This is a genomic window from Pseudomonas sp. NPDC079367, from assembly GCF_044542195.1.
In the GTDB taxonomy this organism is placed as follows: Bacteria; Pseudomonadota; Gammaproteobacteria; order Pseudomonadales; family Pseudomonadaceae; genus Aquipseudomonas.
Map to the genome: position 1 here is coordinate 36,320 of NZ_JBITTW010000007.1, position 26,955 is coordinate 63,274.

Here is a 26,955-nt window from a genome sequence, read left to right on the forward strand (position 1 = left end):
GGACCATGCAAACTCGTGACGATATTTTCAACACCCTGCGCGATGCCCTGGTCGAGCTGTTCGAACTGGATCCGGCCCGCGTGAGCATGGACGCCAACCTGTACCAGGATCTGGAAATCGACAGCATCGACGCCGTCGACCTGATCGATCACATCAAACGCCAGACCGGCAAGAAAATCGCCGCCGAAGAATTCAAATCGGTGCGCACCGTGGGCGACGTGGTCGAGGCGGTGTTCCGTCTGGTTCAACCGGCCGCATGAGCCGACTGATCGGCCTGGGCCTGCTGCTGGCCGGTCTGCTGTACCCCTTTGCGGTGTATTTCGGCATGGAGCATTTTGCCCCGTGGCAATTTGCGCTGCTGCTGGGCAGCCTGTGGCTGGCGCGCGCCCTGTCCGGCGAACGCAAGCCCGGCAGCCTGTGGACGGCTTGCGTGGCGATGGTGTTCTGCCTGCTGCTGGCGGTGTTCGACAGCCCGCAACTGCTGCGCTGGTACCCGGTGCTGATCAGCGCATTCATGCTGGTGCTGTTCGGCGCCAGCCTGCAATACGGCCCGCCAATGGTCGAGCGTCTGGCGCGTTTGCGTGAGCCACAGCTGCCGGAGGTCGCCATTCGCTATACGCGCAAGGTCACGCTGGCCTGGAGCGTGTTTTTCTTCTGCAACGGTTTGTGCGCTGCCCTCCTCACCCTGTGGGCGCCGCTGGATTGGTGGATGTTGTACACCGGCCTGATCTCCTATGGATTGATCGGCCTGATGTTTGCCATTGAATGGCTGATACGACAACGGGTAAGAGGCCGTACATGAATTGGATAAAACTTGAGCAACTTTTGCTCAAGGCGTTGCCGGCACGGGCGATCTGCCAGGCGCCGGCGCTGGATCACGCGCAGCTGCATGCACGGGCACTGAGTGTCGCCGCTGGCCTGCAAGCTCGCGGCGTGAAGGGGCTGGCCGTGCATCTGGAAGACGCCGCCGACCTCGCCATTGCCTTGCTTGGTGCGTGGCGTGCCGGCGTCAGCGTGTTGTTGCCGGCGGATCTGCAAGCGCAGACGCGTCAGCGCTGGGCCCCTCAAGTCGACCTGTGGCTGACCGATCAGCCGGGCGATGCGCAGCTCCATGACTTCACCCACCCCGGATTACCCGGCGCCGAACTGGATCTCGATCAGTGCCGGTTGAGCCTGTGCACTTCCGGCTCCAGCGGCGAACCCAAGCGCATCGACAAGACCCTGCGCCAATTGGCCAAGGAGGTCGAAGCGCTGGAGCAGTTATGGGGCGCAGACCTCGGCGAAGCCTGCATCATCGGCAGCGTCGCCACGCAACACATCTATGGCCTGCTGTTTCGCGTGTTGTGGCCCTTGTGCGCCGGGCGTCCGTTCGTGCGCCGGCAACTGGCGTTCTCCGAAGACTTGCAACGTGCCAGCCGCGAGTACTCGGCCTTCGCCTGGGTTGCCAGCCCGGCGCTGCTGAAACGAATGGGCGACAACCTTGACTGGCCGGCCCTGAGCGCGGTGCGCCGGGTGTTTTCTTCCGGTGGCGCGTTGCCGCCGGAAGCGGCGCAAAGCCTGCAACAGCGCTTGCAGCAATGGCCGACGGAAATCCTCGGCAGCTCGGAAACCGGCGGCATCGCGTGGCGCCAGGGCGATTCGTTGTGGCAGCCGTTTGCCGGCGTCGAACTGAGCCAGGACAGCGACGGCGCCCTGCTGATTGCCTCGCCGTATCTGCCTGCCGGTCATATCGAACACAGCGCCGATGCCGCACGCATCGCTGCCGATGGGCGCTTCGAATTACTGGGTCGACTCGACCGCATCGTCAAACTGGAAGAAAAGCGCATCTCGCTGCCGATGCTTGAGCAGGCTCTGGTCGATCATGACTGGGTCGCCGAAGCGCGCCTCGGCGTGGTCCAGGAAAACCGCGCCTCGCTCGGTGCGCTGCTGGTGCTCAGCGAGTCTGGCCTGTTCGCCCTGCGCGAGCACGGCCGCCGTGGTCTCACCGAAACCCTGCGCAAACATCTGAGCCAACATTGCGAAGCGCTCGCCCTGCCCCGCCGCTGGCGCCTGCTGCGGCAAATGCCGTTGAACAGCCAGGGCAAACTGGCACAAGCCGACGTTGAAGCGTTGCTGCTGGCCGCCCGGCCGAAAGCCCCCGAAGTGCTTGAGCAAAGCGCAAGCGACGGCGAGTGGAGCCTGCAACTCAGCGTGCCGCCGGATCTGGCCTACTTCAGCGGGCACTTTCCCAAGGCACCGGTGCTGCCCGGCGTGGTGCAGGTGGAGTGGGCGCTGAATCTGGGTCGGCAGTGGCTGAAGCTGGACGGTGCGTTCGCGGGCATGGAAGTGCTGAAGTTCCAGCAACTGGTGCGGCCCGGCGATGAAATCCAGCTGCATCTGCGTTTCGATGCCGAGCGCGGCAAGCTGTATTTCGCCTACCGCAATGACACGGCGACCTGTTCCAGCGGGCGCATCCTCCTGGGGCCTGGCCATGCATAACCCCTGCGCCGTAATCCCGGTGTACAACCACGAAACCGCGATCACCACCGTGGTCGATGCCCTGCTTGCCCAAGACCTGCCGTGCATTCTGGTGGACGATGCCAGCGAGGCGTCCTGCGCACGGGTGCTCGACACTCTGGCCGAGCGCGACAGGGTTTTTCTGGTGCGCCTGACGGCCAATCAGGGCAAGGGCGGCGCAGTGATGACCGGTCTGCGCGAAGCGTCGCGTCTGGGCTTCACTCACGCCTTGCAGGTCGATGCCGACGGTCAGCACGACTTGCACGACGTCGCGCGCTTCGTCGCCGAATCCCGTGCTTATCCGCAGGCGATGATCTGCGGCTATCCGCTGTTCGACGAAAGCGTGCCGAAGGGACGTTTGTACGCACGCTACCTGACCCACGTGATGGTCTGGATCAACACCCTGTCGTTGCAGATCCGCGATTCGATGTGCGGCTTCCGCGTTTATCCGCTGGCGTCGACTCTGGCGGTGATCGACTCGGCCAAAGTCGGCAAGCGCATGGATTTCGACTCTGACATTCTCGTGCGCCTGGCCTGGCGCAATCAGCCGATGCGCTGGCTGCAGACCAGCGTGCACTACCCGCTGGACGGCGTGTCGCACTTTCGCCTGTTCCACGACAACGCGCTGATCTCCAGCATGCACACGCGGCTGTTCTTCGGCATGTTGCTGCGTTGGCCGCTGATTCTCTGGCGGCGGTGGAAACCATGAGCGAAGAAGTCGACAAGAAGCACTGGGCCGACCGCGAAGAACGCGGCAGTTTCCTGCTGATGAAATTCACCGCGTTCGCCGCCAGAGTTCTCGGCCGCCGACTGCTCAGTCCGTTGCTGTACGGCATCGTGCTGTATTTCTTTTTGTTCGGCCGGATCGCCCGGCGCAGTGCCTGGCAGTACCAGCAGCGTCTGGCCGAGTGGAGCCGGCGCGACGACCTGCGCCCGAGCCACTGGCGGGTGTTCGGCCAGTTCATGACATTTGCCGACTCTCTGCTCGACAAGCTCGACGTGTGGAACGGCAAGCTGAGCATCGAGCAGATCGAAATCATCGACCCGGCGCTGCTGCGCAAGCAGTTGCGCGGCAGTCGCGGGCAACTGCTGGTTGGCGCGCACCTGGGCAATCTCGAAGTGTGCCGGGCGCTCGCAGAGATCGGCGAAAAAGTCACCATGAACGTGCTGGTGCACACCAAGCACGCCGAGCAGTTCAACCGTTTGCTCGGCGAGGCCGGGGCGACCAATCTGCGCCTGATTCAGGTCAGCGAACTCGACCCGGTGATCATGCTGCAACTGCACGAACGGCTGGAGCGCGGCGAGTGGCTGGCGATCGCCGGCGACCGCGTGCCGCTGCACGGCGGGCGCAGTGTCACCGTGGATTTTCTCGGCCATCCGGCACCGTTCCCCCAAGGCCCGTGGTTGCTGGCCGGCCTGTTGAAGTGCCCGGTCAATCTGCTGATGTGCCTGAAACAACCCGACGGCCACTATCGCCTGACTCTCGAACCGTTCGCTGACGCAGTGGTGTGGACACGCCGCGAGCGCGAGCAGGTCATTCATCAGTGGGCCACCCGCTACGCGCAGCGCCTGAGTCACTATTGCCTCGAAGCCCCGCAGCAATGGTTCAACTTTTACCCTTTCTGGAAGACCGATGACGACGCCAACCCATGAGCCGGTAACCTTCGGCGAACGCCCTTTGCGCATCGAAGACGTGCTGGCCCTGGCCAACCGTCAGGCACCCGTGCAGTTACAGGCTGACGCCGACTATCGCGAGCGCATCGCCAAGGGCGCGCGGTTTCTCGATTCGCTGCTGGACAAGGAAGGCGTGATCTACGGCGTCACCACCGGTTACGGCGATTCCTGCGTGGTCGCGGTGCCGCTGCATCACGTCGAGGCGCTGCCGCGTCATCTCTACACCTTTCACGGTTGCGGCCTGGGCAAACTGCTCGACGCGCAAGCCACCCGCGCCGTGCTGGCGGCGCGTTTGCAGTCGTTGTGTCATGGCGTTTCCGGGGTGCGCGTCGAGTTGCTCGAGCGTCTGCACGCGTTTCTCGAATACGACATCCTGCCGTTGATTCCCGAAGAAGGCTCGGTCGGCGCCAGCGGCGATCTGACGCCGCTGTCCTATGTCGCCGCAACCCTGTCCGGCGAGCGCGAAGTGATGTTCCGTGGCGAACGTCGTCAGGCTGCCGACGTGCATCGCGAACTGGGCTGGACGCCATTGGTACTGCGCCCGAAAGAAGCGCTGGCACTGATGAACGGCACCGCAGTGATGACCGGCCTCGCCTGCCTCGCTTTCGCTCGCGCCGATTACCTGCTGCAACTGGCCACGCGCATCACCGCGCTCAACGTGGTCGCGTTGCAAGGCAATCCGGAGCACTTCGACGAACGCCTGTTCGCGGCCAAGCCGCATCCGGGGCAGATGCAGGTGGCCGCGTGGCTGCGCAAGGATCTGGCGATCGACGCGCCGACTGCACCGCTGCATCGTCTGCAGGATCGCTACTCGCTGCGATGCGCGCCACATGTGCTCGGCGTCCTGGCCGACAGCCTGAACTGGCTGCGCGGCTTCATCGAAACCGAACTGAACAGCGCCAACGACAATCCGATCATCGACGCCGAAGCCGAGCGCGTTTTGCATGGCGGGCACTTCTACGGCGGGCACATTGCGTTCGCCATGGACAGCCTGAAGAACCTTGTGGCCAACGTCGCCGATCTGCTCGATCGGCAATTGGCGTTGCTGGTCGACGAGCGTTACAACCACGGCTTGCCGAGCAACCTCTCCGGCGCTCCTGCGGATCGGGCGATGATCAATCACGGCTTCAAAGCGGTGCAGATCGGCACCAGCGCCTGGACCGCCGAGGCGTTGAAAAACACCATGCCGGCCAGCGTGTTCTCGCGCTCGACCGAGTGTCACAACCAGGACAAGGTGAGCATGGGCACCATCGCCGCCCGTGATGCGATTCGCGTGCTGGAACTGACCGAACAGGTCGCCGCCGCCACGTTGCTCGCAGCCAATCAAGGCGTGTGGCTGCGTGCGCAAGCCGACAACGCGCGTCCGTTGCCGCCAGCGCTGGCGGCGATGCACGAAGAACTCGGCAAAGACTTCCCGCCGGTCATCGAAGACCGTGCGCTGGAAGGCGAACTGCGCCTGTGCCTGCAACGCATCGCCGCGCAACACTGGAGGCTGCATGCGTAGCGCCGGAGTGCTTCACGCCGACACCGAAATCCTCGTGCCGTTTTTTGACGTCGACACCATGCATGTGGTCTGGCACGGCCATTACGTCAAATACCTGGAAGTGGCACGCTGCGCGCTGCTGGACAAGATCGGCCACAACTACACGCACATGGTCGAGTCCGGTTACGCCTGGCCGATCATCGACCTGCAATTGCGCTACGTGCGCGGCGCAGTATTCGGCCAGCGGCTGAATGTTCGAGCCAGTCTGGTCGAGTGGGAAAACCGTCTGAAGATCAATTACCTGATCACCGACCTGCAGACCGGCGAACGCCTGACCCGCGCAAGCTCCGTGCAGGTCGCTGTTGAAGTCAGCAGCCGCGACATGCAACTGGCTTCACCCAAAGTCTTCACCGATGCCGTGGAAAGGATGCTGCGATGAATGTGTTTTTCAGAAGCCTCGGCGCACTGGCGCTGCTGGCCGTGTCGTCATGGGCCAATGCCTTTGACCTGCAACAGCTCAGTGAACAACTGGCGAAACCGGACGTGATCCACGGCCAGTTCATTCAGGAAAAACACCTGCGCGCCTTGCCTCAGCCGCTGATCAGCAAGGGCAGTTTCGTCCTCGCTAAAAACCGGGGCCTGCTGTGGCTGCTGAAAACTCCGCTGCAGCAGGATTACCGCATCACCGCCAAAGGCATCGCCCGCCGCGACAACAATGGCTGGCAACTGCTGCCGAACAAGAGCGCGGGCGCCGAGCAGAACCGTTTGTTCCTCGCCGTGCTGCAAGGCGATAGCAGCGGTTTGCAGCAAGATTTTGAACTGGCCCTGAGCGGCACGGCGCAGCAGTGGCAACTGACCCTGACGCCGCGTTCGATGTTGCTCAAGCAAGTGTTCCAGCAGATCAATATCGACGGCGGCGCTCTGGTGCAAACCATCGAGCTGCTGGAAGCCCAGGGCGACAGCACACTGCTGCGCATGCAGGACAGCACGGCCGGGAAACCCTTGAGCGAAGCGGAGCAACATGACTTTGCCGAGTGAACGCAGGCTGCCCTGGCTGTTTCTGAGCATGCTGCTGGCAGTCGTTGCGCTGGCCGCCTGGCAGTGGCGCGACGGTGCGCCGCTGTCGGCCAACCTGATGGAGCTGGTGCCTGGGACCAGTCCCGACGCGCTGGAATTGCGCGCCGAGCAGCGCATGCAGGAGCCGCTCAACCGCGAAATGCTGGTGCTGGTCGGCCACACCGATCGCCAGCAAGCGCTGACCATGGCCCAGCAACTGGGCGAACAATGGCAGGCCAGCGGTCTGTTCGAAACCGTGCAGTGGAATCTGCAAGCCGACTTGCCGGCGCTGCGTACGCAATTGCTGCAAGGGCGCCTGGCGATGCTCTCGGCGGATGATCGGCAACTGCTCAGCGAACATCCCGACGTGTTCATTCAGCAGCGGGTGCAGGCGTTGTTCGACCCGTTCAACGGTTTCACTCTGGTGCCGAGCCAGGACGATTGGCTGGGCCTGACCGGACGCATCCAGAACAGCCAGCCGAAACACGGCGCGGTGCAACTGGACATCGGCAGTGGCGCATTGATCGCCAATGCCGATGGCAAGAGCTGGGTGATGTTGCGCGCGCGCACCACCGGCGATGCCTTCGACATGAACCTGCCGCTGCAAGTCGCGGATCTGCTCAAAAAAAGCCGCGACCAAGCGGCGCAAAGCGACGTGCGGTTGCTCGCCGCCAGTGGTTTGCTCTACGCCGCCAACGGTCAGCAACAGGCCACCCGCGAAATGACCTGGGTCGGCGGCGGCGCGACGGTTGGCATTCTGTTATTGCTGCTGCTGGCGTTTCGCCGCTGGGGCGTGCTGCTGGCCTTCGTCCCGGTGCTGGTCGGCATGCTGTTCGGTGCGGTGGCCTGTGTGGCGCTGTTCGGCCACATGCATGTGATGACGCTGGTGCTCGGTTCGAGTCTGATCGGCGTTGCCGTCGATTACCCGCTGCACTATCTGTCCAAGAGCTGGAGCCTCAAGCCCTGGCGCAGTTGGCCGGCCCTGCGCCTGACGTTGCCGGGGCTGACCCTGAGCCTGATCACCAGCGTTATCGGCTATCTGGCCCTGGCCTGGACTCCGTTCCCGGCGCTGACTCAGATTGCCGTGTTCTCCGCCGCCGGTTTGCTTGGCGCCTATCTGTCGGCGGTCTGCCTGCTGCCGGCGCTGCTGAAAAATGTCCAACTGCGCCCGGCGCAGTGGCCGCTGCGCCTGGCCGAACGCCTGATCGACCTGCGTGAAGCACTGCTCGGCTGCATTCGCACGCCCGTGCTGCTGGCCCTGCTGATCGCCTTCTGCGTCGGCGGCCTGATGCAATTGCAGAGTAAAAACGACATTCGCCAATGGGTCGGTGCACCGCAACATCTGACTGACGAAGCGCAGACCATCGCACGTATCACCGGTTATCAACCAACCAGCCAGTTCTTTCTTGTCCGTGCGGCCAATCAGGAGCAATTGCTCGAGCGTCAGGCAGCGCTGAGCGAGCGTCTGCAGCAACTGGTCAATCTCGAAAAACTGCAAGGCTATCTGGCCCTCGATCAACTGATCAGCGCGCCGAGTCAGCAACAGCAAGTGCGCGAATCACTGAACAAGCTGCCATCGTTCTGGCAACCGCTGCTCGATCTCGGCGTGCCAGCGGCGGCGTTGCAAAACGAATTGCAGCAGTTGCAGACCCTGCCCGCCGAAGACATCGACGCCGCGCTGGCCGGCCCACTCGGCGAACCGTATCGCACACTGTGGCTTGGTCCGACTGAACACGGCGTTGCGGCAATCACCAGCCTGCAGGGCTTGAACAATCCGTCGTTGCTACGCGTGCAAGCGCTGGACCTGCCGGGGGTGGCGCTGGTTGATCGCCTCGGTGATCTGAACAAGGTGTTCGCGGCCACGCAGCTCAGCGCCGCCGAACTTAAACTCGCTTCCTGCGTATTGATCGTGCTGGTACTGATGCTGACGTTCGGCCTGGCCGGCGCGCTGCGTATCGTCGCCCTGCCACTGCTGGCGGCGCTGTGCAGTCTCGCCAGCCTTGGCTGGCTGGGTCAGCCGCTGACCCTGTTCAGCCTGTTCGGCCTGCTGCTAGTGACGGCGATCAGCGTCGATTACGCAATCCTCATGCGTGAACAGGTTGGCGGCGCGGCGGTAAGCCTGCTCGGCACCTTGCTCGCGGCGCTGACAACGTGGTTGTCGTTCGGCCTGCTGGCAGTGTCCAGCACGCCGGCGGTGAGCAATTTCGGCCTGTCGGTGAGCCTGGGTCTGGCGTTCAGCTTCATGCTCGCACCGTGGGCCGGGCGCCATGCACCGGTCGCGGAGACAAAGTCATGATGGTCTTCGGCTTCTGGCTGCTGGCCCTGGCACTGTTTGCCCTGGCGACCCGGGTCGGCCGCCATTTCGGCCTGATTCCGATCGTCAGTCAGTTGTTGCTGGCAAGCTTCGGTTTGCCCCTGCTGATGTACTTCTGGATCGAGCCAGGCTGGCAGCTCAGCGGCGCACAACTGATCGCACCGCACTGGTTGAAAAACCTCTACAGCCTGAGCTTCGCCTTGCTGCTCGGGCACATCCTCAGCGACGTCATCGACCTGCGTCTGGATCGCCAGAGCGTAAAAATCGCCGTGCCGAGTTTCGCTGTGCCGTTCACTTGTGGGCTGGCGGTTGCGTACTGGTTGCTGCCAGCGCAACCGTGGCTCAACGCGATGGCCATCGGACTGGTCTTCGCCATTACCGCGATCCCGGTGTTGTACCTGTACTTGCGCCACATCGATTACCCGCCCGCCGCCACCAAGCGTCTGGTGCAGACCGCGATCCTCATCGACCTGACCTGCTGGACGCTGTTCGGCCTCGCGCAGGGCAGCCTGCACTTGAGCAGCCTGTTGCTGCCCGTGGCCATGGCCGGCGTGCCGCTGCTTTTGCACCTGCTGCGCGTTCGTCGCCCGCTGACTTACAGCCTCGGCTTCTTCGCCCTGCTGGTCATGGCCGAACATTACAAACTCAACGCGCTGATTTTCGGCATCGGCTATCTGCTGTGCATGGCGCTGCTGAAAGTGCCGTTGGTGCTGCCGTTGCCGGCGCGTTGGATGAGCCGTTTGCAAACGTGGATCGCGATCCCGCTGATCCTCACGTTCGGCATCGTCCAGATCGACGTGCACAGCGCCCTCGCCAGCCTCGACGCCGGACAATGGGCGGCGCTGCTGCTGGTGCCGATTGCCAGTAAACTGCTGGGCAACTGGCTCGGCCTCGGCTGGGCCGGCGCCTCGTTTGCCGGGGCCAGCCGCTGGCGCGAAAGCGTGCTGTTGAACATTCGCGGCCTGAGCGAAATCGTCTTTCTCAACCTGCTGTTGCAACAACAGCTCATCACCCCGGCGCTGTATTTCGCGCTGATGCTGATGGGCCTGATCGCGACGCTGCTGCCGGCCCTTATCGGTCTGCATCGCGCGCCCCTGAATCTGAACAGTCCCTTGCCCCGGAGCTCACGTGCCAATCGTTGAAATGGAATCCCGTCAGGTCGTGATCATCGGTGCCGGCCCGTCCGGCGCTATCGCTGCGGCCCTGCTCAAGCGCAAAGGCCACGATGTGCTGGTGCTCGAGCGCCAGCACTTCCCGCGCTTCTCCATAGGCGAAAGCCTGCTCAGCCATTGCCTGGATTTCGTCGAAGAAGCCGGCATGCTCGACGCCGTCAACGCCGCCGGTTTCCAGCGCAAGACCGGCGCGGCGTTTGCCTGGGGCGAGCGCTACAGCGCTTTCGATTTTGGCGACACTTTCACCGCCGGCAAGCCGACCACGTTCCAGGTGCAGCGCGCCGATTTCGACAAGTTGCTGGCCGATCAAGCAGCATTGCAAGGTGCGGAAATCCGTTATGGCGATGCAATCGTCAGCGTCGATTTCGATCAGACGAAACCACTCCTTGACGTGCGCCGCGAAGATGGCAGCGAGTACCGCGTCGAAGCCGATTTTGTCCTGGACGCCAGCGGCTACGGCCGCGTGTTGTCGCGCTTGCTCGACCTCGAAGCACCTTCGAATTTCCCGGTGCGCCAGGCGGTGTTCACCCATGTTGAAGATCACATCGACAATCCGGCGTTCGACCGCGAAAAGATCCTTGTCACCACCCATCCCGAGCATCGCGATGTGTGGTTCTGGACCATTCCGTTCAGCAATGGCCGCTGCTCGGTGGGCGTGGTCGCGGCTGAGGAACATTTTCAGGGCCGCGACAGCGATCTCGATGCCTGCCTGCGCAGTTTCATCGCCGAGACGCCAAGCCTCGCCGGGGTTCTGAACAACGCAGTCTGGGACACCCCGGCGCGCACCCTCGGCGGTTACGCGGCCAATGTGAAAACCCTGCACGGCCCGGGTTTCGCGCTGCTGGGCAACGCCGCAGAATTCCTCGACCCGGTGTTCTCCTCCGGCGTGACCATCGCCATGCGTTCGGCGAGCATGGCCGCCGGCGTGCTGCACCGCCAGCTCCAGGGTGAAACGGTCGACTGGCAAAGCGAGTTTGCCGAGCCGTTGAAACGCGGCGTCGATACCTTCCGCTGCTACGTCGAAGGCTGGTACGCCGGCACCTTCCAGGACGTGATTTTCTACGAGGACAGTCAGGCGGAGATTCGCCGGATGATCTGCTCGATCCTTGCCGGTTACGCCTGGGACGAGCGCAACCCGTTCGTCAGCGAAGCGCGTCGACGGCTGAAGATGATTTCCCGACTCTGCGCGCAGGACGCCTCATGAATTATTTGAGCGACAGTTACGTCGAGGAAACCCGCTTCGGTCTCTGGTTCCTGCGCAGCCGCACCTGGCAGCACCATGTGCTGCGCGTGGCGATCAACGATCTGCGTGGATTATTCAGTGAAGCGCTGCCGGAACACCCAGTGCTGCTGGACGCCGGTTGCGGTCAGGGCAAGTCGTTCGGCCACCTGCACCAGACCTTCGCTCCACAGCGACTGATCGGCGTCGACGCCGACCCGCACAGCCTGCAACTCAGCGCCGAAGAAGCCGCACGCCTGGGCCTGCCAGTCGAGTTGATCGGCAGCGATTGCGCCACGCTCGACGTCGCCGATGCCAGCGTCGATCTGCTGTTCTGTCACCAGACTTTTCATCATCTGGTCGAGCAGGAAAAGGCCTTGGCCGAGTTCTATCGCGTGCTGAAGCCGGGCGGCTATCTGCTGTTCGCCGAATCCACCGAGGCTTACATCGATACCTGGGTGATCCGCTGGCTGTTCCGCCATCCGATGCACGTGCAGAAGAGCGCCGCCGGCTATCTGCAGATGATCCGCGAGCAGGGTTTCGAGTTTGCCGAGCGCAATGTTTCCTACCCGTATCTGTGGTGGAGCCGGTCGAAGGATTTTGGTTTGCTGGAGCGATCTGGCTTGAGCAAACCCAAGCCATTCGGTGAACGCGAAGAGACGCTGGTGAATGTCGTCGCGCGCAAGCCGCTTGCAGGGGCTATCTGATGCGCCACTTTCGACCTGCTTACATGGAACCCTGTGGGAGCGGGCTTGCTCGCGAAAGCGGTAGGTCAGCTTGCATTGATGTCGGATGTACCGATGCCTTCGCGAGCAAGCCCGCTCCCACAATGCCCTCTGTGTGGCGGTTTTTTATGGTCGGCATGATCTTCCTGTTGAACGCCTGCGCCAGCCAGCCACCACTGCCCGCGGCCAACCCGACACTGCCCCTGCCGCTGCAACTGCACATCGAGCGCGAGCAGGCCGGGCAACGTCAGGACTGGCTGCTGGTGATCCAGCGCGAAGGCGCCGGCACGCGCTGGTCGATGATGGATCCGCTGGGCATTCCCCAGGCCCGCCAGCAACTGATCGACGGGCATTGGCAGGCCGATGGTCTGCTGCCGCCCAATCCCGAGGCGCGGGAATTATTCGCCGCATTGCTGTTCGCCCTGACGCCGCCCGCCGAGCTGCTGCGTAACTATCCCGACGCTCGGCAACAGGCCGATCAGCGTTCACTGTCGGCACGCTGGGACGTCCGCTATTCACAACCGTTGAGCTTCGACTTGAATCTGCCTCAAGGCCCGCACTATCGCGTTTCCCAGCTAGGTGAATCGACGCCATGACCGCTTACCTGAATGCCCTCGGCGTGATCTGCGCCCTGGGCCGCAACAAGTCTGAAGTCGCGCGCAATCTGTTCGCCGGCGACTGTTCGGGGATGCGCCGCGAGTCCGGCTGGGTCGCCGAGCGTGAGCTGCCTGTCGCCGGCGTGCACGGTGAATTGGCGCCGATCCCCGCCGAACTGCTCGAACACAGCAGTCGCAACAATCAGCTGTTGCTGGAAGCCGCCCTGCAAGTCCGCGATGACATCGACCGCGCGATCCAGACCTATGGCCGTGAGCGCATTGGCGTGGTACTCGGCACCAGCACCTCGGGCATCGACGAGGCCAGTCGTGGCCTGGCGCATTACATCCGCGAGCAGCAATTTCCCCGCGAGTACGACTATCGCCAGCAGGAGCTCGGCGCGCCGGCAAATTTCCTCGCCGAATGGCTGCAATTGAGCGGCCCGGCGTACGTGATTTCCACCGCCTGCACCTCCAGCGCCCGCGCGCTGATGAGCGCCCGGCGTCTGCTCGATCTGGGCCTGTGCGACGCGGTGCTGTGCGGCGGCGTCGACAGTCTGTGCAAGCTCACGCTGAACGGTTTTTGTTCGCTGGAAGCCGTTTCAGATGAACGCTGCAATCCGTTTTCCGCCAACCGCAACGGCATCAATATCGGCGAGGCAGCGGTGCTGTTCGTGATGAGCAAACAGCGCGGCGAAGGCCCGGGAATCGCCCTGCTGGGGACGGGCGCCAGCTCGGATGCGCACCATATTTCCGCGCCGGAGCCGAGCGGCCGCGGCGCCCTGCAAGCGATGCAGAAAGCGCTTGGCCGCGCTGGTCTGCAAGCCGCGCAAATCGACTACCTGAACCTGCACGGCACCGCCACTGCGCACAACGACGCCATGGAAAGTCTGGCTGTCGCTGCGCTGTTTCCCGAAGGCGTCGCCTGCTCGTCAACCAAGCCGCTGACCGGCCACACCCTCGGCGCGGCCGGCGCGCTGGAAGCGGCGTTCTGCTGGCTGAGCCTGAGCGCCGACAACCCTGATCATGCGTTGCCGCCGCACATCTGGGACGGCCACGCCGATCCCGCGCTGCCTCCGCTCAAGTGGGTGACCGCGAGCGAACGCCTGACGTCCATTGCACCGCGCTACCTGATGAGCAACTCGTTTGCCTTCGGCGGCAACAACGTCAGCCTGATAATCGGAGACGCCCCATGAGCCACTGGCCGCTCGCCGAACTGCTGCCGCACGCCGGCGACATGATTCTGATCGACGCCATCGAGCGCTTCGATGACGAGCAGATTTTCACTCGCCTGACGGTCAAGCCCGACGGCCTGTTCAACCTGCCCGACGGCAGCCTGCCGGCGTGGGTCGGTGTCGAGCTGATGGCGCAGAGCGTCGCCGCTTTCGCCGGATGCCACGCACGGCGAAAAGGCAATCCGCCGGAGCTGGGTTTTCTGCTCGGTACGCGCAAATTCGAGTGCAACGTCGAAGCCTTTCCGGTTGCCAGCGAGTTGACCGTCCACGGCATTCGTTCGCTGGAAGATGACAACGGCATGGGCGTATTCGAATGTCACATCCACGGCGACGGCATTCATGCCAGCGCTCGGCTCAACGTGTACCGTCCGCCGCAAGCCAACCAATATCTGCAACAGACAAAGGAGTCGCACGATGACTGAATCCGTACTGGTCACCGGCTCCAGCCGGGGCATCGGCCGCGCCATTGCCTTGCGTCTGGCGCAGGCCGGGCATGACATCGTCCTGCATTGCCGAAGCGGCATGACTGAAGCCCAAGCGGTGCAGGCCGAAATCGAAGCATTGGGCCGCCGCGCACGCATCCTGCAATTCGACGTCGCCGACCGTGAAACCTGCAAAAACATTCTCGAAGCCGACGTCGAAAACCACGGCGCCTATTACGGCGTGGTGCTCAACGCCGGCCTGACCCGCGACGGTGCGTTTCCGGCGCTGAGCGATGACGACTGGGACGTGGTCCTGCGCACCAACCTCGACGGTTTCTACAACGTTCTGCACCCGGTGATGATGCCGATGATTCGTCGTCGCGCCGCCGGACGCATCGTCTGCATCACCTCGGTGTCGGGTCTGATCGGCAACCGTGGCCAGGTCAATTACAGCGCCTCGAAGGCCGGCGTGATCGGCGCGGCAAAGGCGTTGGCGATCGAGCTGGGCAAGCGCAAAATCACCGTTAACTGCGTCGCCCCTGGCCTGATCGACACGGCCATGCTCGACGAAAACGTGCCGGTGGAGGAACTGATGAAAATGATCCCCGCGCAGCGCATGGGCACCCCTGAAGAAGTCGCCGCTGCGGTGAATTTCCTGATGTCGGCGGAAGCCTCGTACATCACTCGTCAGGTTCTGGCAGTCAACGGAGGCCTGTGCTGATGAAGCGCGTCGTCGTCACCGGCATGGCCGGCATTACCTCGCTGGGCAGCGACTGGCAGACCATTGCCGGCAACTTCGCGGCCAACCGCAGCGGCATTCGCCGCATGGACGAGTGGGATCGCTTCACGGAACTCAACACGCGTCTGGCCGGGCCCATCGATGACTTTGTCGTGCCGTCGCACTGGACCCGCAAGCAGTTGCGCAGCATGGGCCGGGTCTCACGACTGGCGGTCGGCGCAGCAGAAAAGGCTCTGGCCGACGCCGGCCTGCTCGGTGACGAATCGATCAAGGACGGGCGCATGGGCGTCGCTTGTGGTTCGTCCACTGGCAGCACTGACGAAATCAAAGCGTTCGGCAACATGCTGCTCAACTCGGTGGCCGAAGGGCTGAACGCCAACTCCTACGTGCGGATGATGCCGCATACCACCGCCGCCAATATCAGCATTTTCTTCGGCCTCACCGGGCGTCTGATTCCCACCTCCAGCGCCTGCACCAGCGGCAGCCAGGGCATCGGCTACGCCTACGAGGCGATCAAGTTCGGCCGCTTGCCATTGATGCTCGCTGGCGGCGCCGAAGAGCTGTGCCCGACCGAAGCCATGGTCTTCGACGCGCTCTACGCCACCAGTCTGAAAAACGATGCGCCACAGAGCAGCCCTCGCCCGTATGACAAGGGCCGCGACGGTCTGGTGATCGGTGAAGGCGGCGGCATGCTGGTACTCGAAGAGCTGGAGCATGCCCTCGCCCGTGGCGCGCACATTCACGCGGAAATCGTCGGTTTCGGCAGCAACGCCGATGGCCAGCACACCACCCGCCCGGAGCAGATCACGATGCGCCGCGCCATGGAGCTGGCCCTGGAAGATGCCGGCCTCAGCCCGGACGCCATCGGCTATGTGAACGGCCATGGCACGGCGACCGAGCAGGGCGACATCGCCGAAACGCTGGCCACCAGCAGCCTGTTCGGCGAACACATGCCGATCAGCTCGCAGAAGAGTTTCCTCGGCCACACCCTCGGCGCCTGCGGTGCGCTGGAGTCGTGGTTCAGCATCGAGATGATGAATCGCGATCAGTACGTGCACACCTTCAACCTCGACGAGGTCGACCCGCACTGCGGCAAGCTCGATTACCTGCGCGGCGAATTCCGCCAGATGCACCACGACTACGTGATGAACAACAATTTCGCTTTCGGCGGCGTCAACACTTCGTTGATCTTCCGCCGCTGGGCATAACCGAATCAATCCAGGTCAAGGAGACCTTCATGCACTTAAAAAAACTCGCTGCCGTCACCCTGCTGCTCTGCACTTTGCCAGCGGTGAGCCAGGCCCGCGACACGGCGGTCTACCTGCCATTCGACAAAGCGGTCGCCGAAGCGACCCGCTCCGGCAAGATCGATGGCAGCGTGAAGTTCTATCTGGCCGGCAACACCCCAGCCGGTAAAGTCACCGTCGTCAGCCCCGACGCCGTGACCAACAAGAAAACCAACGCCTTCAACAAGTCCGACGAAGTCGCCTGCGAGTGGGTAGCCCAATCGGCAATCATCAGCCTGCACCAGGCCGCAAAAAACGCCGGCGCCAACGCCGTGACCAACATCGTCAGCTTCTACAAGCGCAACGAGCGCAAGGACGCGCAAACCTACGAATGCCACGCCGGCGCGATCATGGCGGGCGTTGCGCTGAAGGGTGATTTGGCGAAGGTTCAGTAAACGCCAGAAACGACAAAGGGCGCCGTTTGGCGCCCTTTTTATTTGCGGTGATTCAGCAGCATCTACACTCGCTGATGCAGGTCGCAGCACCATCACCTGCCCTCGTGTTTCTCTTTCACCGTCAAAGGAGATGACCATGCAAGTGAAAGTCCTGTTGGCCGCTGCGCTTATCCTCCTGCTGCCCAGTGCCAGCCATGCCACCAACCTTATGTACATGCCTTTCGAAACCGTGCTGTCGGACGCCATTCGCGCCGGTCGGCTGGATGGCAGTGTGAAGTTCTACCTGATCGGCAACGGGCCGCAGAGCACTCAGCAGTTGTTGCGCCGAGGGGTGGTCAGTGATTTGAAAACCAACGGTTTCAACAAGAGCGATCAGGCTTCGTGCGAATGGGTGTTGCAGTCGAATCTGATCAAATTGCAGGCTGATGCCAAGCGGGTCGGGGCGAATGCGGTGGTCAATATCGTCAGCTACTACGACCAGCGTGTACGCAAGGATTTGAATACTTACGAGTGCCGGGCAGGAGTTTTTGTTACCCGGGTCGCTTTGAAGGGGGATTTGGTGCGATTGCCTTGAAGGGCGAAGGCTGCGATCTTTTGATTTCAGGTTTTCTGCGGCTCAACCTTGCGCGTAAGCAGTTCGACAAACGCCTTTGCCATCGGCGATTTCTGGTCTTTGCGCTGCACCAGCCATACCGCTGAAATTGCTTCAGGATCAAGCAGCGGGCGATAGACCACGCCGTCGATGCGCATACGTTGATAGGACGCCGGCAGCACTGACACACCGAGGCCCGCTGCGACCAGACCGATGATGGTCATTGCCTCGCCGGCCTCTTGGGCAAAATGCGGACTGAAGCCGGCGTCACGGGCCAGGCTCAACAGTTGTGCATAGAGCCCGCTGCCATAGCTGCGTGGGAAAAATACGAAAGGTTCCAGCGCCAGCGCCGAGAGAAAAAGACCTTCGTCGCTGCCCTGAGCCAACGGATGCTTGGAACTGAGCACCGCCACCAATGGCTCGCGCATCAACTCCACAACACTCAGCGAATCCGGCAATCCGAGCGGGCGCATGATGCCGACTTCGATCGACTCGTCCACCAAGGCATCGGCGACCATGGTGCTGCTCATTTCGCGCAGATTCAGATGCACCGCCGGAAAGCGCTGACGGAAGGAAAAAATCGCCTGGGGAATCGTCGAGTTGAACGGTGCTGACGAAGTGAAACCAATCTTCAACTCACCCAGCTCGCCAAGTTGCGCGCGGCGAGCAACGTCCGCCGCCTTGTCGACTTGCGCCAGCACCAGGCGCGCCTCCTGCAAAAACAACCGGCCCGCCTCGCTCAGCTCGACCCGACGATTGGTTCGCTCGAACAACCGCGCACCGAGCTGCTGTTCCAGCGCCTGAATCTGCTGGCTCAGTGGAGGCTGCGAAATGCCCAGCGCCTGAGCGGCGCGGCCGAAATGCAGTTCTTCGGCGACGGCAATGAAGTAACGCAGATGACGCAATTCCATGGGATTCCCATTAGGTCGCTGAGGCTATCAAACAGGTCGAACAATATATTGGATAGAAACATTAGCCAGCTATATGATTTTTTCATTGCCTGCCCGGCTGTGCTTTCCGAGGTCTGAAGTGAAAACTGCTGTCGCGCCCCTTGCCCACGAAGTCCCGCCCTCTGCCGACGACGATGCCCTCGTCGAGCTGCAGGAGATCTACATCGAAAAAGGCACGCCGGCGTTCATGCGCACGGTGCTGGCACTGTTCTGTGGCGGCTTTGCGACGTTCGCGCTGCTCTATTGCGTGCAACCGATGATGCCGCTGCTGTCGCACGAATACGGAATCAACGCGGCGCAGAGCAGCCTGATCCTCTCGGTGGCCACCGGGATGCTCGCCTTCGGTCTGCTGATCACCGGGCCGATTTCCGACCGCATCGGCCGTAAACCAGTGATGGTCGCGGCGCTGTTCGCTGCCGCGCTGTGCACCATCGCCAGCTCGATGATGCCGAGCTGGCACGGCGTGCTGATCATGCGCGCCCTGATCGGCCTGTCGTTGAGCGGTCTGGCCGCGGTGGCGATGACCTATCTGAGTGAAGAAATTCATCCACAACACATCGGTCTGGCGATGGGCTTGTACATCGGCGGCAACGCGATCGGCGGGATGAGCGGACGTTTGATCACCGGCGTGCTGATCGACTTTGTCAGCTGGCACACGGCGATGCTGGTGATTGGCGGTTTGGCGCTGATCGCTGCGGCGGTGTTCTGGAAGATCCTCCCGGAGTCGCGCAACTTCCGCTCCCGCTCACTGCACCCGCGTAGCCTGCTCGACGGTTTCACCATGCATTTTCGCGACGCCGGCCTGCCGCTGCTGTTTCTTGAAGCATTTGTGTTGATGGGCGCGTTCGTCACGCTGTTCAACTACATCGGCTATCGCTTGCTGGCGGCGCCGTACCACCTCGATCAGGTGTACGTCGGGTTGCTCTCGGTGGTGTACCTGTCGGGAATCTACAGCTCGGCGAAGATCGGTTCACTGGCGGACAAACTGGGGCGGCGCAAAGTGTTGTGGGCGACCATTGCACTGATGTTCGCCGGACTGGCCCTGACCATGTTCACCTCGTTGCTGCTGGTGATCGTCGGCATGCTGGTGTTCACCTTCGGCTTTTTTGCCGCGCACTCGGTGGCGAGCAGTTGGATCGGCCGACGTGCGTTGAAGGCAAAGGGACAGGCGTCGTCGCTGTATCTGTTCAGTTATTACGCCGGGTCGAGCATTGCTGGTACGGCGGGCGGGGTGTTCTGGCATCTGGGCGGATGGAACGGGATCGGCCTGTTTATCGGAGCGCTGCTGCTCGTTGCCCTGCTGGTGGCGTTGAAGCTGGCGAAGTTGCCGCCTCTTGGCGGTGTCAAAGCTTAAAAGCAAAAGATCGCAGCCTTCGGCAGCTCCTACAGGGAAACGCAAATCCCGATGTAGGAGCTGCCGGAGGCTGCGATCTTTCGATCTAAAAAAAGCCCGGCATTGGCCGGGCGTTTTTTATTGTGCGCCGATCACTCGTGATACTGCGCCGACAACTCATGCACCGCACGCAGGAACGCACCGGCATGTTCCGGATCAACTTCCGGCGTGATGCCGTGGCCGAGGTTGAACACGTGGCCGCTGCCCTTGCCATAACTGGCGAGGATGCGCCCGACTTCAGTGCGGATCGCTTCCGGTTTGGCGTAGAGCACGGTCGGGTCCATGTTGCCTTGCAGCGCGACCTTGTCGCCGACGCGGGCGCGGGCGTTGCCGATGTCGCAGGTCCAGTCCAGGCCCAGAGCATCGGCGCCGGCTTCGGCGATGCTTTCCAGCCACAGGCCGCCGTTCTTGGTGAAGAGGATCACCGGCACTTTGCGGCCGTCGTTCTCGCGGATCAGGCCGCTGACGATTTTCTTCATGTAGGCCAGGGAGAATTCCTGATACGCCGCCGCAGACAGGTTGCCGCCCCAGGTATCGAAAATCTGCACCGCTTGTGCACCGGCCATGATCTGGCCGTTGAGGTAGGAGGTCACCGACTGCGCCAGTTTATCCAGCAGCAGGTGCATGGCTTGCGGGTTGTCGTAGAGCATGGCTTTGGTCTTGCGGAAGTCTTTCGACGAGCCACCTTCGACCATGTAGGTCGCCAGGGTCCACGGGCTGCCGGAGAAGCCGATCAGCGGTACGCGGCCGTTGAGCTCGCGGCGGATGGTGCTGACCGCATCCATTACGTAGCCAAGATCCTTGTGCGGATCGGGGATCGGCAGGGCTTCGATGTCAGCCATCGTGCTGACGACTTTCTTGAAGCGCGGGCCTTCGCCGGTCTCGAAGTACAGGCCCTGGCCCATGGCATCGGGGATGGTGAGGATGTCGGAAAACAGGATCGCCGCGTCCAGTTGCGGATAGCGGTCGAGTGGTTGCAGAGTGACTTCGCAGGCGAATTGCGGATTCATGCACAGGCTCATGAAGTCGCCGGCGTGGGCGCGGCTGGCGCGGTACTCCGGCAGGTAGCGACCGGCCTGGCGCATCATCCACACGGGGGTGACGTCAACGGGTTGCTTGAGCAGGGCGCGGAGGAAACGGTCGTTCTTCAGGGCAGTCATGTCGGCATCCGGAAAAAAAGTGCGGGCATTTTCTCAGAGCGCGACGCAAAAGGCACGGATGTGGGTCAGCCTTTTGTCTATCGGGTCAATTTGTCGCGTTATCTTGAACACGCAGAAACCAAAGTGGGAGCGGGCTTGCTCGCGAAAGCGGTGGGGCAGCCGACACATTTGTGACTGATACACAGCATTCGCGAGCAAGCCCGCTCCCACAGTTTTGATCATGTTTCAGCTTGAAATGTGCTCAGACGCCCAAGTAATCAAGGATCCCCTCAGCCGCATTACGCCCCTCGAAGATCGCCGTTACCACCAGGTCGGAACCGCGCACCATGTCGCCACCGGCAAAGATTTTCGGGTTGCTGGTCTGATGCTTGTACTGACCTTGCTCGGGCGCAACAACGCGGCCCTGGCTGTCGGTCTGGATCTCGAACTGCTCGAACCACGGCGCCGGGCTCGGGCGGAAGCCGAAGGCGATGACCACGGCGTCGGCCGGGATGATCTCTTCCGAACCCGGGATCGGCTCAGGGCTGCGACGGCCACGGGCGTCTGGTTCGCCGAGACGGGTCTCGACGACTTTCACGCCTTCAACCTTGTCTTCGCCAACGATGGCGATTGGCTGGCGGTTGTAGAGGAATTTCACCCCTTCTTCCTTGGCGTTCTTCACCTCTTTGCGCGAGCCGGGCATGTTCGCTTCGTCACGACGATAAGCGCAGGTCACCGACTTGGCGCCCTGGCGGATCGAGGTGCGGTTGCAGTCCATCGCCGTGTCGCCACCGCCGAGTACCACAACCTTCTTGCCTTTCATGTCGACAAAATCTTCCGGCGACTTTTCAAAGCCCAGGTTGCGGTTGACGTTGGCGATGAGGAAGTCCAGCGCGTCGTAAACACCCGGCAGATCCTCACCGGCAAAACCACCCTTCATGTAGGTGTAGGTGCCCATGCCCATGAACACCGCGTCGTACTCGGCAAGCAGTTGTTCCATGGTCACGTCTTTGCCGACTTCGGTGTTGAGACGGAACTCGATGCCCATGCCGGTGAAGACTTCACGACGATTGCTCAGCACGGTCTTTTCCAGCTTGAACTCCGGGATACCAAAGGTCAGCAAGCCGCCGATTTCCGGGTTTTTGTCGAACACCACCGGGGTTACGCCGCCACGCACCAGCACGTCGGCACAACCCAGCCCCGCCGGGCCTGCACCGATGATCGCCACGCGTTTGCCGGTCGGCTTGACCTTGGACATGTCCGGGCGCCAGCCCATGGCGAACGCGGTGTCGGTGATGTACTTCTCGACCGAACCGATGGTCACCGCGCCGAAGCCGTCGTTGAGGGTGCAGGCACCCACGCACAGACCATCCTGCGGGCACACCCGGCCGCACACATACGGCACGGTGTTGGTCTGGTGCGACAGCTCGGCGGCCTGGAGGATGTTGCCCTCGGCCACCAACTTGAGCCAGTTGGGAATGAAGTTGTGCACCGGGCACTTCCATTCGCAATACGGGTTGCCGCAGCCCAGGCAGCGGTGGGCCTGATCGGCCGACTGCTGGGGTTTGAACGGTTCGTAGATTTCAACGAACTCTTTCTTGCGTTGACGCAACAGTTTCTTCTTCGGATCCTTGCGCCCGACATCGATGAACTGGAAGTCGTTATTCAGACGTTCAGCCATTGTTAAAACCTCATCAAACTCTTCAGGCGCATATCACTGCGGGTTGGCACGAGTGCTGGAAAGCAGGGTTTTCAAGCTGGCAGCCTTGGGCTTGACCAGCCAGAAACGCCGCAAGTAATCGTCGAGGTTCTCGGCGAGTTCACGACCCCACTCGCTGTCGGTTTCGGCGACGTACTCGTTCAGCACGTTCTGCAGGTGGCTGCGATAGGCTTCCATCGCTTCGCCGCTGATCCGCTGGATTTCCACCAGTTCGTGATTGACCCGGTCAACGAAGGTGTTGTCCTGATCGAGCACGTAGGCGAAACCACCGGTCATGCCCGAGCCGAAGTTGTAACCGGTCTTGCCCAGCACGCAGACGAAACCACCGGTCATGTACTCGCAGCAGTGATCGCCAGTGCCTTCCACGACGGTGTGGGCACCGGAGTTACGCACGGCAAAACGCTCGCCGGCGGTGCCAGCGGCGAACAGCTTGCCGCCGGTGGCGCCGTACAGGCAGGTGTTACCGATGATGGCGCTTTCCTGAGTTTTATAGACGCTGCCCTTCGGCGGCACGATCACCAGCTTGCCGCCGGTCATGCCTTTGCCGACGTAGTCGTTGGCATCGCCTTCCAGGTACATGTTCAGACCGCCGGCGTTCCACACGCCAAAGCTCTGCCCGGCCGTGCCCTTGAAGCGGAAGGTGATCGGCGCCTTGGCCATACCCTGGTTGCCGTGCTTGCGGGCGATTTCGCCGGATATCCGCGCGCCGATCGAACGGTCGCAGTTGCAGATGTCCAGATCGAACTCGGCGCCGCTCATGTCGTTGATCGCCGGCGCGGCCAGCTCGACCATTTTTTCCGCGAGCAGGCCTTTGTCGAACGGCGGGTTGCGCTCAACACCGCAGAACTGCGGTTTATCCGCCGGGATGTGATCGCTGCCCAGCAGCGGCGTCAGGTCCAGGTGATGTTGCTTGGCGGTCTGGCCTTCGAGGATTTCCAGCAGATCGGTACGACCGATCAGCTCTTCGAGGGAGCGCACACCGAGTTTGGCCAGCCACTCACGGGTTTCTTCGGCGACGTAGGTGAAGAAATTCACCACCATGTCGACGGTCCCGATGTAGTGATCCTTGCGCAGCTTCTCGTTCTGGGTCGCGACGCCGGTGGCGCAGTTGTTCAAGTGGCAGATGCGCAGGTATTTGCAGCCCAGCGCGATCATTGGCGCGGTGCCGAAGCCGAAGCTTTCAGCGCCGAGAATGGCGGCCTTGATCACGTCGAGGCCGGTTTTCAGGCCGCCGTCGGTTTGCACTCGGACTTTGCCGCGCAGGTCGTTGCCGCGCAGGGTCTGGTGAGTTTCAGCCAGGCCGAGTTCCCACGGCGCGCCAGCGTACTTGATCGAAGTCAGCGGCGAAGCACCGGTGCCACCGTCGTAGCCGGAAATGGTGATCAAGTCCGCGTAGGCCTTGGCCACACCGGCGGCGATGGTGCCGACGCCCGCTTCTGCTACCAGCTTCACCGAAACCAGTGCCTGCGGGTTGACCTGTTTCAAATCGAAGATCAGCTGCGACAAATCTTCGATCGAATAGATGTCGTGGTGCGGCGGTGGCGAAATCAGGGTCACGCCCGGCACTGCGTAACGCAGCTTGGCGATCAGCCCGTTGACCTTGCCGCCCGGCAGTTGCCCGCCCTCGCCCGGCTTGGCGCCTTGGGCGACCTTGATCTGCAGCACTTCGGCGTTGACCAGGTATTCCGGAGTCACACCGAAACGGCCGGTGGCAACCTGCTTGATTTTCGAGCTCTTGATGGTGCCGTAACGCGCCGGATCTTCACCCCCTTCGCCGGAGTTGGAACGCGCACCGAGGCGGTTCATGGCTTCGGCCAGGGCTTCGTGAGCTTCCGGCGACAATGCGCCCAGCGAGATACCAGCGGAGTCGAAGCGCTTGAGCACCGATTCCAGCGGCTCGACTTCACTGATGTCCAGCGGCGTGTCGAGGGTCTTGACCTTGAACAGGTCGCGAATCATCGACACCGGACGGTTGTCCACCAGCGAGGTGTATTCCTTGAACTTGGCGTAGTCGCCCTGCTGCACAGCGGCTTGCAGCGTGTTGACCACGTCCGGGTTGTAGGCGTGATATTCGCCACCGTGGACGAACTTCAGCAGACCTCCCTGCTGGATCGGCTTGCGCGGACTCCAGGCTTCGACGGCCAGCGCTTTCTGCTCGGCTTCGATGTCGACGAAACGCGCACCCTTGATGCGGCTCGGCACGCCACGGAAGCTCAGGTCGCACACTTCTTCGGACAGGCCGATGGCCTCGAACAGCTGCGCACCACGATACGAAGCGATGGTCGAAATGCCCATCTTCGACAGGATCTTCAGCAGACCTTTGGTGATGCCTTTGCGGTAGTTCTTGAATACCTCGTAGAGGTCGCCCAGCACTTCACCGGTACGGATCAGGTCGCCCAGCACTTCGTAAGCCAGGAACGGATAGACCGCCGAGGCACCGAAACCGATCAGCACGGCGAAGTGATGCGGGTCACGGGCGGTCGCGGTTTCAACAAGGATGTTGGAATCGCAACGCAGGCCTTTTTCGGTCAGGCGGTGGTGCACTGCACCGGTCGCCAGCGAAGCGTGGATCGGCAGCTTGCCCGGGGCGATATGGCGGTCGCTGAGGACAATCTGGGTACGCCCGGCGCGCACGGCTTCTTCAGCCTGATCGGCAACGTTTCGGATCGCCGCTTCGAGGCCCAGGCTTTCGTCGTAGTTGAGGTCGATGATCGCCCGTTCGAAACCCGGACGGTCGAGGTTCATCAGCGAACGCCACTTGGCCGGGGAAATGACCGGCGAGCTGAGGATCACGCGCGAGGCGTGTTCCGGCGACTCCTGGAAAATGTTGCGCTCGGCGCCGAGGCAGATTTCCAGCGACATCACGATCGCTTCACGCAGCGGGTCGATCGGCGGGTTGGTCACCTGCGCGAACTGCTGGCGGAAATAATCGTACGGCGTGCGCACACGCTGGGACAGCACGGCCATCGGCGTGTCATCGCCCATCGAGCCAACAGCTTCGTAGCCTTGCTCGCCGAGCGGACGCAGTACCTGATCGCGCTCTTCGAACGTGACCTGATACATCTTCATGTACTGCTTGAGCTGATCGACGTCATAGAACGCCGAACCGTGGTCGTTGTCTTCCATGGTCGCCTGAATGCGCAGGGCATTCTTGCGCAGCCATTGCTTGTACGGATGACGCGACTTCAGACGGTTGTCGATCGCATCGGTGTCGAGGATCTGCCCGGTTTCGGTGTCCACGGCGAAGATCTGGCCAGGGCCGACGCGGCCCTTGGCGAGCACGTCTTCGGGCTGGTAGTTCCACACGCCGATTTCCGACGCGAGAGTAATGAAGCCGTTTTTGGTGGTGACCCAGCGCGCCGGACGCAGACCGTTCCGGTCGAGCAGACACACCGCGTAGCGACCGTCGGTCATGACCACGCCGGCCGGGCCGTCCCACGGCTCCATGTGCATCGAGTTGTACTCGTAGAATGCACGCAGATCCGGGTCCATGGTTTCGACGTTCTGCCACGCAGGCGGGATGATCATCCGCACGCCACGGAACAGGTCGATGCCACCGGTGACCATCAACTCGAGCATGTTGTCCATGCTCGAGGAGTCGGAACCGACGCGGTTGACCAGCGGGCCGAGTTCTTCCAGATCCATCAGATCATTGGTGAACTTGGTCCGACGGGCCTGAGCCCAGTTACGGTTACCGGTGATGGTGTTGATTTCGCCGTTGTGCGCAAGGAAGCGGAACGGCTGCGCCAGCGGCCATTTCGGCAGGGTGTTGGTGGAGAAGCGCTGGTGGAACACGCAAATCGCGGTTTGCAGGCGCTCGTCGCTCAGGTCTGGATAGAACGCGGCCAGGTCGGCCGGCATCATCAGGCCTTTATAGATGATGGTCTTGTGCGAAAAGCTGCAGATGTAATGATCGGTGTCAGCGGCGTTGGCCACCGATGAACGGCGACGGGCGCTGAACAGCTTCACGGCCATGTCCTGATCGCTCAGGCCTTCGCCGCCGATGTAGACCTGCTCGATCTGCGGCAGGCGTTCAAGGGCAAGGCGGCCGAGGACGCTGGTGTCGATCGGCACTTTGCGCCAGCCGATCAGTTGCAGTCCTTCAGCAAGGATCTCGCGGTTCATGTTCTCGCGAGCAGCTTCGGCCTTGGCCGGATCCTGATTGAAGAACACCATGCCCACCGCGTATTGCTTGGGCATTTCGACGCCGAAGCTTTCCTGGGCAATGGCTCGCAGGAAGGCGTCGGGTTTTTGAATCAGCAGACCGCAACCGTCACCGGTCTTGCCGTCGGCATTAATCCCACCGCGGTGGGTCATGCAGGTCAGGGCCTCGATGGCCGTTTGCATATTGG

General features: G+C 62.2%; 24 protein-coding genes. 20 read left to right on the forward strand and 4 right to left on the reverse strand.

Going from position 1 to position 26,955, the window contains the following annotated elements:
- Positions 1-5: 5 nt before the first annotated feature.
- The 19 genes from ACIGDJ_RS09865 (at position 6) to ACIGDJ_RS09955 (ending at position 17,383) form a co-directional block, all read left to right on the forward strand.
- Complete coding sequence (locus ACIGDJ_RS09865) at positions 6-260, forward strand: acyl carrier protein (protein WP_016772026.1); 255 nt, start codon at positions 6-8, stop codon at positions 258-260.
- On the forward strand, positions 257-802 hold the full coding sequence (locus ACIGDJ_RS09870; RefSeq protein WP_101156560.1) for a hypothetical protein: 546 nt from the start codon (positions 257-259) through the stop codon (positions 800-802). The genes ACIGDJ_RS09865 and ACIGDJ_RS09870 overlap by 4 nt, the downstream gene beginning before the upstream one ends.
- Entirely contained in the window at positions 799-2,478 is a 1,680-nt protein-coding gene (locus ACIGDJ_RS09875; RefSeq protein ID WP_397479547.1) for an AMP-binding protein, read from the forward strand. Before ACIGDJ_RS09870 ends, ACIGDJ_RS09875 begins: the two co-directional genes overlap by 4 nt.
- A complete protein-coding gene (locus tag ACIGDJ_RS09880; RefSeq protein WP_312997773.1) occupies positions 2,471-3,205 on the forward strand; it encodes a glycosyltransferase family 2 protein in 735 nt (244 codons plus the stop codon). Before ACIGDJ_RS09875 ends, ACIGDJ_RS09880 begins: the two co-directional genes overlap by 8 nt.
- Complete coding sequence (locus ACIGDJ_RS09885; protein WP_101156568.1) at positions 3,202-4,149, forward strand: glycosyl transferase; 948 nt, start codon at positions 3,202-3,204, stop codon at positions 4,147-4,149. The genes ACIGDJ_RS09880 and ACIGDJ_RS09885 overlap by 4 nt, the downstream gene beginning before the upstream one ends.
- Entirely contained in the window at positions 4,130-5,674 is a 1,545-nt protein-coding gene (hutH, locus tag ACIGDJ_RS09890; RefSeq protein ID WP_397479548.1) for a histidine ammonia-lyase, read from the forward strand. The genes ACIGDJ_RS09885 and hutH overlap by 20 nt, the downstream gene beginning before the upstream one ends.
- The gene (locus ACIGDJ_RS09895) at positions 5,667-6,092 is read left to right on the forward strand and encodes an acyl-CoA thioesterase (protein ID WP_312997780.1); all 426 of its coding nucleotides are present in this window, start codon (positions 5,667-5,669) and stop codon (positions 6,090-6,092) included. The genes hutH and ACIGDJ_RS09895 overlap by 8 nt, the downstream gene beginning before the upstream one ends.
- Complete coding sequence (locus ACIGDJ_RS09900; protein ID WP_312997784.1) at positions 6,089-6,691, forward strand: outer membrane lipoprotein carrier protein LolA; 603 nt, start codon at positions 6,089-6,091, stop codon at positions 6,689-6,691. Before ACIGDJ_RS09895 ends, ACIGDJ_RS09900 begins: the two co-directional genes overlap by 4 nt.
- Positions 6,675-9,005, forward strand: coding sequence for an MMPL family transporter (locus tag ACIGDJ_RS09905; protein WP_397479549.1), 2,331 nt, complete (start codon positions 6,675-6,677; stop codon positions 9,003-9,005). The genes ACIGDJ_RS09900 and ACIGDJ_RS09905 overlap by 17 nt, the downstream gene beginning before the upstream one ends.
- Positions 9,002-10,165 (forward strand): sodium:proton antiporter, encoded by a 1,164-nt coding sequence (locus tag ACIGDJ_RS09910; protein WP_397479550.1) that lies wholly within the window; start codon positions 9,002-9,004, stop codon positions 10,163-10,165. Before ACIGDJ_RS09905 ends, ACIGDJ_RS09910 begins: the two co-directional genes overlap by 4 nt.
- Positions 10,152-11,399: an NAD(P)/FAD-dependent oxidoreductase gene (locus ACIGDJ_RS09915; protein ID WP_397479551.1), complete on the forward strand. Its 1,248-nt coding sequence runs from the start codon at positions 10,152-10,154 to the stop codon at positions 11,397-11,399. The genes ACIGDJ_RS09910 and ACIGDJ_RS09915 overlap by 14 nt, the downstream gene beginning before the upstream one ends.
- Positions 11,396-12,121 (forward strand): class I SAM-dependent methyltransferase, encoded by a 726-nt coding sequence (locus ACIGDJ_RS09920; RefSeq protein WP_397479552.1) that lies wholly within the window; start codon positions 11,396-11,398, stop codon positions 12,119-12,121. Before ACIGDJ_RS09915 ends, ACIGDJ_RS09920 begins: the two co-directional genes overlap by 4 nt.
- 23 nt (positions 12,122-12,144) lie before the next feature.
- A complete protein-coding gene (locus tag ACIGDJ_RS09925; protein WP_371918369.1) occupies positions 12,145-12,735 on the forward strand; it encodes a hypothetical protein in 591 nt (196 codons plus the stop codon).
- Positions 12,732-13,928 carry a beta-ketoacyl-[acyl-carrier-protein] synthase family protein gene (locus ACIGDJ_RS09930; protein ID WP_397479553.1) on the forward strand — a complete coding sequence of 399 codons (1,197 nt, stop codon included), beginning with the start codon at positions 12,732-12,734 and terminating at the stop codon, positions 13,926-13,928. Before ACIGDJ_RS09925 ends, ACIGDJ_RS09930 begins: the two co-directional genes overlap by 4 nt.
- Positions 13,925-14,389, forward strand: a complete 465-nt coding sequence (locus ACIGDJ_RS09935) for a hotdog family protein (protein WP_101156592.1) — start codon at positions 13,925-13,927, stop codon at positions 14,387-14,389. Before ACIGDJ_RS09930 ends, ACIGDJ_RS09935 begins: the two co-directional genes overlap by 4 nt.
- The gene (fabG, locus tag ACIGDJ_RS09940; protein ID WP_101156594.1) at positions 14,382-15,110 is read left to right on the forward strand and encodes a 3-oxoacyl-ACP reductase FabG; all 729 of its coding nucleotides are present in this window, start codon (positions 14,382-14,384) and stop codon (positions 15,108-15,110) included. The genes ACIGDJ_RS09935 and fabG overlap by 8 nt, the downstream gene beginning before the upstream one ends.
- A complete protein-coding gene (locus tag ACIGDJ_RS09945; protein ID WP_101156596.1) occupies positions 15,110-16,336 on the forward strand; it encodes a beta-ketoacyl-ACP synthase in 1,227 nt (408 codons plus the stop codon). Before fabG ends, ACIGDJ_RS09945 begins: the two co-directional genes overlap by 1 nt.
- 29 nt (positions 16,337-16,365) lie before the next feature.
- Positions 16,366-16,809 carry an excinuclease gene (locus tag ACIGDJ_RS09950; RefSeq protein ID WP_397479554.1) on the forward strand — a complete coding sequence of 148 codons (444 nt, stop codon included), beginning with the start codon at positions 16,366-16,368 and terminating at the stop codon, positions 16,807-16,809.
- A 136-nt stretch (positions 16,810-16,945) separates the two neighbouring features.
- The gene (locus tag ACIGDJ_RS09955; protein WP_101156602.1) at positions 16,946-17,383 is read left to right on the forward strand and encodes an excinuclease; all 438 of its coding nucleotides are present in this window, start codon (positions 16,946-16,948) and stop codon (positions 17,381-17,383) included.
- Positions 17,384-17,409: 26 nt separating this feature from the next.
- Here ACIGDJ_RS09955 and ACIGDJ_RS09960 read toward each other — a convergent pair whose 3' ends face one another.
- Complete coding sequence (locus ACIGDJ_RS09960; protein ID WP_312997815.1) at positions 17,410-18,312, reverse strand: LysR substrate-binding domain-containing protein; 903 nt, start codon at positions 18,310-18,312, stop codon at positions 17,410-17,412.
- A gap of 118 nt (positions 18,313-18,430) precedes the next feature.
- On the opposite strand from ACIGDJ_RS09960, the gene ACIGDJ_RS09965 reads away from it, so the two are divergent.
- Positions 18,431-19,705, forward strand: a complete 1,275-nt coding sequence (locus tag ACIGDJ_RS09965; protein WP_397479555.1) for an MFS transporter — start codon at positions 18,431-18,433, stop codon at positions 19,703-19,705.
- A gap of 131 nt (positions 19,706-19,836) precedes the next feature.
- On the opposite strand, the gene hemE is transcribed toward ACIGDJ_RS09965, so the two are convergent.
- From hemE to gltB, 3 genes are all read right to left on the reverse strand, one after another.
- Positions 19,837-20,904, reverse strand: coding sequence for a uroporphyrinogen decarboxylase (hemE, locus tag ACIGDJ_RS09970; protein ID WP_056787355.1), 1,068 nt, complete (start codon positions 20,902-20,904; stop codon positions 19,837-19,839).
- A gap of 241 nt (positions 20,905-21,145) precedes the next feature.
- Positions 21,146-22,564: an FAD-dependent oxidoreductase gene (locus tag ACIGDJ_RS09975; protein WP_397504546.1), complete on the reverse strand. Its 1,419-nt coding sequence runs from the start codon at positions 22,562-22,564 to the stop codon at positions 21,146-21,148.
- A 33-nt stretch (positions 22,565-22,597) separates the two neighbouring features.
- On the reverse strand, positions 22,598-26,955 hold a 4,358-nt coding region (gene gltB, locus ACIGDJ_RS09980; RefSeq protein WP_397504547.1), incomplete at its 5' end, for a glutamate synthase large subunit.

What these genes read in the sequence shown, in the direction of transcription:
- hemE (WP_056787355.1), bottom strand. Translation starts at nt 20,904, where the DNA reads ATGACTGCCCTGAAGAACGACCGTTTCCTCCGCGCCCTGCTCAAGCAA.
- ACIGDJ_RS09925 (WP_371918369.1), top strand. Translation starts at nt 12,145, where the DNA reads ATGGAACCCTGTGGGAGCGGGCTTGCTCGCGAAAGCGGTAGGTCAGCT.
- ACIGDJ_RS09920 (WP_397479552.1), top strand. Translation starts at nt 11,396, where the DNA reads ATGAATTATTTGAGCGACAGTTACGTCGAGGAAACCCGCTTCGGTCTC.
- hutH (WP_397479548.1), top strand. Translation starts at nt 4,130, where the DNA reads ATGACGACGCCAACCCATGAGCCGGTAACCTTCGGCGAACGCCCTTTG.
- ACIGDJ_RS09900 (WP_312997784.1), top strand. Translation starts at nt 6,089, where the DNA reads ATGAATGTGTTTTTCAGAAGCCTCGGCGCACTGGCGCTGCTGGCCGTG.
- ACIGDJ_RS09945 (WP_101156596.1), top strand. Translation starts at nt 15,110, where the DNA reads ATGAAGCGCGTCGTCGTCACCGGCATGGCCGGCATTACCTCGCTGGGC.
- ACIGDJ_RS09935 (WP_101156592.1), top strand. Translation starts at nt 13,925, where the DNA reads ATGAGCCACTGGCCGCTCGCCGAACTGCTGCCGCACGCCGGCGACATG.
- ACIGDJ_RS09905 (WP_397479549.1), top strand. Translation starts at nt 6,675, where the DNA reads ATGACTTTGCCGAGTGAACGCAGGCTGCCCTGGCTGTTTCTGAGCATG.
- ACIGDJ_RS09930 (WP_397479553.1), top strand. Translation starts at nt 12,732, where the DNA reads ATGACCGCTTACCTGAATGCCCTCGGCGTGATCTGCGCCCTGGGCCGC.
- fabG (WP_101156594.1), top strand. Translation starts at nt 14,382, where the DNA reads ATGACTGAATCCGTACTGGTCACCGGCTCCAGCCGGGGCATCGGCCGC.
- ACIGDJ_RS09895 (WP_312997780.1), top strand. Translation starts at nt 5,667, where the DNA reads ATGCGTAGCGCCGGAGTGCTTCACGCCGACACCGAAATCCTCGTGCCG.
- ACIGDJ_RS09875 (WP_397479547.1), top strand. Translation starts at nt 799, where the DNA reads ATGAATTGGATAAAACTTGAGCAACTTTTGCTCAAGGCGTTGCCGGCA.
- ACIGDJ_RS09885 (WP_101156568.1), top strand. Translation starts at nt 3,202, where the DNA reads ATGAGCGAAGAAGTCGACAAGAAGCACTGGGCCGACCGCGAAGAACGC.
- ACIGDJ_RS09870 (WP_101156560.1), top strand. Translation starts at nt 257, where the DNA reads ATGAGCCGACTGATCGGCCTGGGCCTGCTGCTGGCCGGTCTGCTGTAC.
- ACIGDJ_RS09865 (WP_016772026.1), top strand. Translation starts at nt 6, where the DNA reads ATGCAAACTCGTGACGATATTTTCAACACCCTGCGCGATGCCCTGGTC.
- ACIGDJ_RS09975 (WP_397504546.1), bottom strand. Translation starts at nt 22,564, where the DNA reads ATGGCTGAACGTCTGAATAACGACTTCCAGTTCATCGATGTCGGGCGC.
- ACIGDJ_RS09950 (WP_397479554.1), top strand. Translation starts at nt 16,366, where the DNA reads ATGCACTTAAAAAAACTCGCTGCCGTCACCCTGCTGCTCTGCACTTTG.
- ACIGDJ_RS09955 (WP_101156602.1), top strand. Translation starts at nt 16,946, where the DNA reads ATGCAAGTGAAAGTCCTGTTGGCCGCTGCGCTTATCCTCCTGCTGCCC.
- ACIGDJ_RS09880 (WP_312997773.1), top strand. Translation starts at nt 2,471, where the DNA reads ATGCATAACCCCTGCGCCGTAATCCCGGTGTACAACCACGAAACCGCG.
- ACIGDJ_RS09910 (WP_397479550.1), top strand. Translation starts at nt 9,002, where the DNA reads ATGATGGTCTTCGGCTTCTGGCTGCTGGCCCTGGCACTGTTTGCCCTG.
- ACIGDJ_RS09960 (WP_312997815.1), bottom strand. Translation starts at nt 18,312, where the DNA reads ATGGAATTGCGTCATCTGCGTTACTTCATTGCCGTCGCCGAAGAACTG.